We start from the raw sequence: 7,506 nt of genomic DNA, 5'->3' as shown, positions 1-7,506 counted from the left end.
GTTTAGCGACGTCCGGTGGCCGCAGAGTTTCGACAGTCTGAGTCGCGAAATCGCTTTTGCGACAACATCTTACCGTCCTACAGGCAGGCGACCTGGTTCCAAACGCGATGGATCTCGCGGTGTGGTGACGGGCCCAGACCTTTGCGCAACAGCGTAAGTATCGGGTATCATTGGCAAATCGGCGATGAAGCTCGCCGCAAATGTCGCACCTGGCTGATGGCTTCTACACACACGAAACAACTCGCAGTAGAAGAGTGGGCGGGGTATGACGACATGGCGGGCATGTGATCCGGCGTCCGATGCAAACCATAGTGTCAGCCAGCCGCGGACTACCGGGCTGTCTTGGTTGGTCACGTTGAATGCCGTTGGGCCACATCGCTTCTATTGCGGAGTGCTTCTTGTTGCCACCACTTATTACCACGCAGGCGGGTTCCGCTATCACCATGCAGGCGGTTCCACCAGCTCGGCAACCGAGGGAGAGAGTCATGTCGTTTGTCACTACCCAACCAGAGGCGCTGGCCGCGGCGGCGGTCAACCTCGCCGGTCTCGGCTCGATGATGGATGCGGGGGCGGCTGCGGCCTGCGCTCCCACGACCGGGGTGACTCCGGCCGCGGCCGACGAGGTCTCCGCCTTGACCGCTGCGCAATTCACCGCGCATGCGCAGATATTTCAAGCGGTGGCAGCCGAAGCCGCAGAGATTCACCGGCAATTCGTGGCCACGTTGGGCATCAGCGCGAATTCCTACGCGGTCACTGAGGCGGCCAACGCAGCTGCGGCCACCTGACAGAAGCAGTCGATACTCCGACTCGCGGCGCTGATTCACGCTGGGCGGAACCGCCCCGGATTCTCAACTGGGATAAATGGCAACGCTATTCGGGGACACGCAGGCCACCGGCAGACGCCAAGCGCACGGCTAGTAGTCGTGGTTTGCCATCGGTGGTCCGCAGTTGCCGCCATCTGCGACGTCCGACACCAAAGCTGGGACCATTTCGCTCGTAACCAGTCCGCCGTCTCTGGTCAATTCATCAACTACACCGAAGGATTCGGCGATGTTGGCTGGGGTATCGATGATGACCACGAGTGTCGGGTCACGACGGCTTAGTGAGAAGACGCTGTCCCCGTGCGGTTGGTGATCGCCCTGAAAACCCCAGATCCCGCGGAGCGCGGTCGCACCGTCGGGCGCTTTGCGTTTCCCCAGCTCACGGATCAGGCCTCGGTGAATCGGGACACGGTTGCGGCGGGCTGATTCGGAGGTGTAGACCATCAATTTTTGGAACAACGGCAAGCCATTTTCGTCGTTTCCCGGCAAGGCGTCCGGGCGTTCAAGCAGTTGGCCGTCACGCTTGCAAACGCGAACTCGCTCGAGGGTGATCATTGGCCGGCGGAGCAGCCCGCGGAGTTCGGGTAACACCCGGCCGATCACCGCACCGGAGCCGATCGCAATGACCACCATTGGGACATCGGCATTGCCGCTGAAGAACTTGGCGCGTTGTCGGTATCCGTGAACGGTGCCGTCGACGCCGAGTAATACTGATGCTCCGGCAAGTCCGCGCCTATACATCAGATCGCAAATCGCGATGAACGCCGGCACGCCATAGACGCGCTCTTTACGGCCAACGTAGACGGTCAGTTTGACGGCCTCGTGCAATTCGTGCGCCAGTTCCAGTTGCGCGATGTCGCCGCGCAGCAACCGAGCGCGCTCGAGGGTGATCAAGCCTCGTTGTCTGATGCCCAGCACTGGATCGAGTAGTGGCTCGATCTTTGCTCGGGTGTCGACCGCTTCGAGCACCAGAGGAGGGTCTTCGGACAACGTTAGCGATTCATCGGTTCTGAGATGCCGGCCAGTCCCGTACCCACCGATTCCACGTAACACCACGCTGCTCGCGATCCGATGCTGTTCGTATAGGTTCAGCAATACATCTGAGACGAAGCCGCCCTCGGTACGCCGACGCTCGGCGACGTAGACGCTCAGTTTCACGCAGTCGTCATCCATGGCTGCGTCTAGGCGCTGCCGAACAAGAGTTTTCGCAGCTGATTGAAGCAAGGACCTCGTCAGCGATCGTCGACCAAAGCCGCCCGCGTGTTTGGTGTGCCGCACACAACACGTTCCCGCGGAACCGATTCGCGGCGAAGTCGTCGCTGTCCGGCCGGTTCAAACGTTGGGTACTAGTGGTGATATACGAGAAGGTAAGTGACCGTGCACTTCTTGTCGCTGTCTGCAATCAAATCCTCGATTCTGACTGCCTGATCGCACGTTTCGGGCGATTGGCAAGGCGGGCTATCAGGTTTGAGCCCACCCACCACAAAGCCACACGACGAACTGCGGGCGCCAGCCGAGTCGACTGAAAATCTGCTGTGCATCAACAATGCCGAGCTCACGCCCGATTAGGTGGCGACGTGGCACCGGCGTCGTGGCGCATCACCAAGGCTGCCGTCGAGCGACGGCCTGCTCCCCTCGCGAGCCCCGGCAGCTGTACAGAAAGATCACAGCAGCTGGCAACTTCCTGTCGGGTTCGCCGCTGACATTGTAGTTACCAACACAATTGGACTCTAATGGTAAGTAGAAATGGCGGTGGGGCTCGCCACAACTGCACGTTGCAGAAAGACGACGGCCAACGGTCCCTGCGAAACAGATCAGTATTCGATTGCCAGGTTTGTGCAGTCGACTGTAACGCGGAGGAACATGGAGTGGCCGTTCGGCATTTTTGCTGTCAACCCAGAGACTTTGGTCCCCATCCTGAGCGCCTTCGGCGTGCGCGGCAGCTGGTAGCGCCGGTGGTCGAGGTTGGTTCGGGCCCAGGCGCCGCCTCATTTGACGGTGAGCACGTTCCTGTCGGCGCCATACGCCCGACCGCCCAAGCGCGGATGCTTCAGCATCACTACAGCGGTGGTCATCGCTGTACATCCGAATTTGTTAGCCAGTCAAGCGAGTCGCGTGCCACACGTGCTGTCGCGATCCGACAAGTCGTACCTGACAACGGCGGGGAATAAAAGATGCTGGACTATGGGGCGCTACCACCAGAGATCAATTCAGCCAGAATGTATTCCGGTTCGGGCTCGGGTTCAATGATGGCCGCCGCGGCCGCATGGGACATTCTCGCCAATGGTTTGGAATCGGTCTCGCGAGGCTACGCGTCAGTGATTTCGGGACTGCTGGGTGAGTCTTGGACCGGATCCGCATCGCAAGCAATGGCCAGCGCAGCCGCGCCGTACATCGCGTGGGCCGCGTCCGCGAGCGCCGACGCCGAACGGGCAGCCGGACAGGCTCGCGCGGCGGCGGCGGCCTACGAAGCGGCTTTTGCCGCTACCGTTCCGCCGGCAATGGTCGCAACCAATCGCATCCTGCTGGCGAACTTGCTCGCCACCAACATTCTCGGGCAAAACGCCGCATTGATCGGGCAGACCGAATCCGCCTACGAGCAGATGTGGGCCCAAGATGCCGTGACGATGTACACCTATGCCGCATCGTCTTCGGTGGCGACCTCGCTGAAGCAATTTGACGCCCCGCCGCAAACCGTCAACGCCGCCGGAGAATCCGCCCAACTCGCGGCGATGGCCCAAGCGGCGGGCAGTTCAACGGCTGGTCAATCACAGTCGACGCTGGCCCAGCTGATTTCGGCCGTCCCGCAACAGTTGCAAGCCCTATCGGGAACCGCAGGATCCTCGAGCCCGTCATTGTCGACCAGTTTGGCGTCATTGGTGCCATCCCCGCTGCTGACGGCGTTCAGTGACTTCAACACCTTCACCGCGCCAATCAACCTCGGGGACGGCATAAGCCGCACACTCACGTCCGCGGGGAGCTTTCAGACCGGCCTTATCAGATCCAACCTCCAGGAGGCCGCACAAGCTGCCAAGGGATCCGCGGGTGCTGCCGGGGCGGCCAATGCCGCGGCGAGTTCCGCCGAGGTGGGTGGTCCGGTAGTTGCCAGTGCGGGTAGCGCAGTCACGGTGGGAAAATTGTCCGCTCCCCAGAGTTGGTCGTTGACAAATCCAGCGGCCAGCTCAGTCGCCGATGCGGTGTGGTTGCAGGATGCTGAGCTTGACGGTGGCCCGTCGTGGCACGAAGTGCCGGCCACGAATATGTGGAACGGAGTGCCACCGACTGGCACCGGAACCACCTCTGGCTTGTATTCGCGTCCCTCGGTCAGCAACCTGCTGCGAGTCGGGCCTCGCCGCTTCAGGATGCCCCGACCTTCCCTCGGCGGATAGCCCGACAGTCGAAGACGGCGGCGCATAGCAGGCCGCCCTGACTGTGTATTTGCGACGGCGATAGCCGACAACGAGGAAGGAATGCCGGTGCTTGATTTCGGGGCGTTGCCGCCCGAGATCAACTCGGCCAGAATGTATTCCGGTCCGGGCGCCGGGCCGATGCTGGTCGCGGCGGCAGCCTGGGATGCACTTGCCGCACAACTCGAGTTGTACGCGGTAGGTTACGCCGCGGTGCTTTCGGAGCTGACGGGCCAGAACTGGTCAGGAAGTGCATCCGTCGCAATGACGAGCGCGGCCACACCCTATGTGAAGTGGGCCATGACTATGGCGGAACAGGCTGAGCAATCCGCCGGCCAGGCCCGGATGGCGGCCGCCGCGTTCGAGAACGCCTTCGCTGCAACGGTGCCCCCACCTGTGGTTGCGGCCAACCGGATCCAGTTAGTGGTGCTCGTGGCGACCAACTTCTTCGGGCAGAACACGCCGGCAATCGCGGCGACCGAGGCCGCCTACGCCGAGATGTGGGCCCAGGATGCGGCGGCCATGTACACCTATGCCGCGTCCTCTTCGACGGCGGTCGCGCTCACACCTTTCACTGCGGCGCCACAGACTACCAATCTCGGCGGCCAGTCAGTCCAGGCAACCGCTGTGGCCCAATCCGTGACAACTTCTACGGGACAAGCTCAAGCAGTCTTGTCGGAGCTGATGTCTGCACTGCCGCAACAGCTGCAAATCCTCGCGTCGGCTCCAACCGCGAACCCCTCTCCTGCGTCGACGTTTTCCTCGATACTGACGGCCTTCAAAGACTTCGACACGCTGGTTGTCTATCCGGCGCAGCCATTTTGGTCGACGACCTACTCGGCATTTTCGGCAGGACAATTCGGGACCGGATTGAACTTGGCCGCCGGGCAGATGGCCAAGGCCGCGGCCAAAGCGGCTTCCGAGGCTGGCGCACTGGGTTCGGTGGGTGGTCGCGGCCCGGTCATTGCCACCGTGGGCAACGCGGCGCCGGTCGGAAAATTGTCGGTCCCACCGAGCTGGGTGTCACCGAATCCTGTCACCGGCCCCGCAGGTGGGTCACTTCCATTGCCAGGAAAAGACGTTCGGGTAGTGCCCGCGGCACAGGCAGTCCCAACGACGAGCACGTTGGGTGGAGTACCGACAGCGGGTAGGGAACGCCGGCCACCGGGCAACTTGGTATTGCGCAACGGACGGCGGATCTTCAAGATGCCCCGTCCCGTCTTCGGCGGCTAACGGTACAGCCCGGTCGAGGCCCAATTGTCGAAGACTCGGAAAGACCTCGCCCAATGGCGATTACGGCGACGCTCTGATTTCGGCCGCACGGTAAGTGCGCGCAGGCCGGCGGTCAGTGATGGTGAGCACGGGCCCGGTCAAAGGATCGCTTCACTTCAGCCTCTGCCGTTTCCCGATCGGCCCAGTCCGCCGCTTTGACGAACTTGCCAGGCTCCAAATCTTTGTAGTGCACAAAGAAGTGCTCGATGGGCCCTAGCACATGGGACGGCACATCGCTGACGTCGGTGATGTGGTCCCACCGTGAATCGCCGGCCGGGACACACAAAACCTTGTTGTCACCACCGGCCTCATCGACCATCTGGAACATGCCCACCGGCCGCGAGGCAATCAGAACACCCGGAAATACCGGTTCGGGCAACAGGACGAGAGCGTCGAGAGGGTCACCGTCGTCGCCGAGACTGTCTTCGATGAAGCCATAATCCGCGGGATATCCCATCGCGGTGTACAGATAGCGGTCTAGTCGGATGCGCCCGGTTTCATGGTCGCTCTGGTACTTATTGCGCTGTCCCTTGGGGATTTCGATGGTCACGTCAAATTTCATATTGCGGTTCCTTCATCTCGTAAGTAATTCGAATTCGTTGGACGAATACGATTTTTAGCGCCTACTGGACGATCGGGTGCTGAGATCAACTGTTAGACAGCTGAATTAGGCTGCAGCTCGTCACCCCGGGCGAGCCACAGATTGTGAACTGATCGGACACCAACCCACCACATCACGACGGGTGTAAGCCAAAAGGGCATGTTGCACCTACGACTCCGTTGTTCGCAGGGGCCATCAGCCGTAGTGGCGGTCCAAGGCGGGCTCCATCGCCGCCGCAAGTTAATCAACGGTGGTGCCGTTTGGTCAAGCACCATGCCCGACGCACCGAAGATCTGCATCCAGCACGGAGCACTGGAATACGGCTACCAATCCCGTTGGCCTGGACGAAAACACAGTGACACCGCAGAACATCTCGGGCATTTGGTCCGGACGGGCCGTGAGCCGGCCCTGCTCGTTGTCCCCACGATCGAATCATCGCCGCCGCGGTCCGGAACTCGGGGGAGGATCCGGCTGGACGCACCTTGAGGACAGCTGGACATCTCCTGTAGATCAACGGATCTGCATTGCCGGGCCCATAGTTCCGGGCTACTGTCAAGTAATCCGATCACGGATGTTTTAAGGGTTGCGTCGTTGCTTCGGCGCATCTGGCGGTGGGGCTCGCCATAACCGCACGTCATATCATCGACGGCCAACGGTCCCTGCGGAGCAGACTTGTGCTCGGCTGCACGCTTGTGCAGCCGACTGTGACGCGGAGGGCCGTACGTGACCGTTGTGTGTTTGCTGACTGCGAATGAGATCACTGATTTCCGCAGTTGGCGCGCCCCGATCGCGCCGGCAGTCCTGGCATATGCTCGACCCGCCCGCTCGGGTCGTGGTGCCCGAGATTCCTCCTCTAAGTGCGTGATCCATTCACTCGATGTCGAACGGGGAACCACCGGCCGCCGCCGGCAAGTCCCGCTGACGTGGCCACCGGATATGAACGCCGCCGGTGGCGTCAGGCCTCACATATTCGTGGCGCCGGCAGCCAATGGCACGAAGACGGTTGGCACCGAACGGAACTCCTGCGCGCGCGGCGTGGTCGGCAGAGCTCATCCAACAGGTTTTCAACAAGCCCAACACATCTCTCTCTATGGGTGCTCGGCAAAACATCATCATGGTCCGTGAAAGGTAAACCGCATGGTGCGTATGCGCATCGCCGATTGGAATCCAGAGGATCTCACGGCCTGGGTTGGTGGCAACGAAGCCATCGCCCGTCGCAACCTGATCTGGCAGGTCGTGAATGTGCATGTCTCGTTCTCGGTTTGGTACCTGTGGTCGGTGATGGTGCTGTTCATGCCACAGTCCATCTACGGTTTTTCGACCGGTGACAAGCTGTTGGTGGATGCGACCGCAGCCCTGGTTGGGGCGCTTGCTCGCATCCCCTATTCGATGGCTGCCAACTGGT

Annotated in this window: 5 protein-coding genes, 1 pseudogene and 2 riboswitches; of the genes and pseudogenes, 4 read left to right on the top strand and 2 right to left on the bottom strand. The window is 61.3% G+C overall.

All coding sequences use genetic code 11. The features are described from left to right. Positions 1–171: 171 nt before the first annotated feature. Positions 172–233, top strand: a riboswitch (Fluoride riboswitch). 252 nt (positions 234–485) lie between these two features. Then, positions 486–785: a PE family protein gene (locus VML93_RS30285; protein ID WP_325616218.1), complete on the top strand. Its 300-nt coding sequence runs from the start codon at positions 486–488 to the stop codon at positions 783–785. A gap of 129 nt (positions 786–914) precedes the next feature. On the opposite strand, the gene VML93_RS30280 is transcribed toward VML93_RS30285, so the two are convergent. Further along, entirely contained in the window at positions 915–1,994 is a 1,080-nt protein-coding gene (locus VML93_RS30280) for a DUF190 domain-containing protein (RefSeq protein WP_325616222.1), read from the bottom strand. 1,001 nt (positions 1,995–2,995) lie between these two features. Between VML93_RS30280 and VML93_RS30275 the strand changes: the two genes are divergently transcribed. Further along, positions 2,996–4,210, top strand: coding sequence for a PPE family protein (locus tag VML93_RS30275; protein ID WP_325616216.1), 1,215 nt, complete (start codon positions 2,996–2,998; stop codon positions 4,208–4,210). A gap of 87 nt (positions 4,211–4,297) precedes the next feature. Next, positions 4,298–5,461 carry a PPE family protein gene (locus VML93_RS30270; protein ID WP_325616220.1) on the top strand — a complete coding sequence of 388 codons (1,164 nt, stop codon included), beginning with the start codon at positions 4,298–4,300 and terminating at the stop codon, positions 5,459–5,461. 112 nt (positions 5,462–5,573) lie between these two features. Here VML93_RS30270 and VML93_RS30265 read toward each other — a convergent pair whose 3' ends face one another. Next, positions 5,574–6,062, bottom strand: coding sequence for an inorganic diphosphatase (locus tag VML93_RS30265; protein WP_325616214.1), 489 nt, complete (start codon positions 6,060–6,062; stop codon positions 5,574–5,576). A 218-nt stretch (positions 6,063–6,280) separates the two neighbouring features. Beyond that, positions 6,281–6,342, bottom strand: a riboswitch (Fluoride riboswitch). An 896-nt stretch (positions 6,343–7,238) separates the two neighbouring features. Between VML93_RS30265 and VML93_RS30260 the strand changes: the two are divergent. Further along, positions 7,239–7,506 (top strand): annotated as a pseudogene (locus VML93_RS30260) (MFS transporter); the annotation flags it as partial.

It is taken from the genome of Mycobacterium sp. (assembly GCF_035499775.1).
Lineage (GTDB): Bacteria > Actinomycetota > Actinomycetes > Mycobacteriales > Mycobacteriaceae > Mycobacterium.
The sequence above is the reverse complement of the archived record's forward strand: the minus strand, read 5'-3'. Positions and strand labels throughout refer to the sequence as shown.

Coding starts and splice junctions, on each gene's coding strand:
- VML93_RS30285 (WP_325616218.1), top strand. CDS start 486: ATGTCGTTTGTCACTACCCAACCAGAGGCGCTGGCCGCGGCGGCGGTC.
- VML93_RS30280 (WP_325616222.1), bottom strand. CDS start 1,994: ATGGATGACGACTGCGTGAAACTGAGCGTCTACGTCGCCGAGCGTCGG.
- VML93_RS30275 (WP_325616216.1), top strand. CDS start 2,996: ATGCTGGACTATGGGGCGCTACCACCAGAGATCAATTCAGCCAGAATG.
- VML93_RS30265 (WP_325616214.1), bottom strand. CDS start 6,062: ATGAAATTTGACGTGACCATCGAAATCCCCAAGGGACAGCGCAATAAG.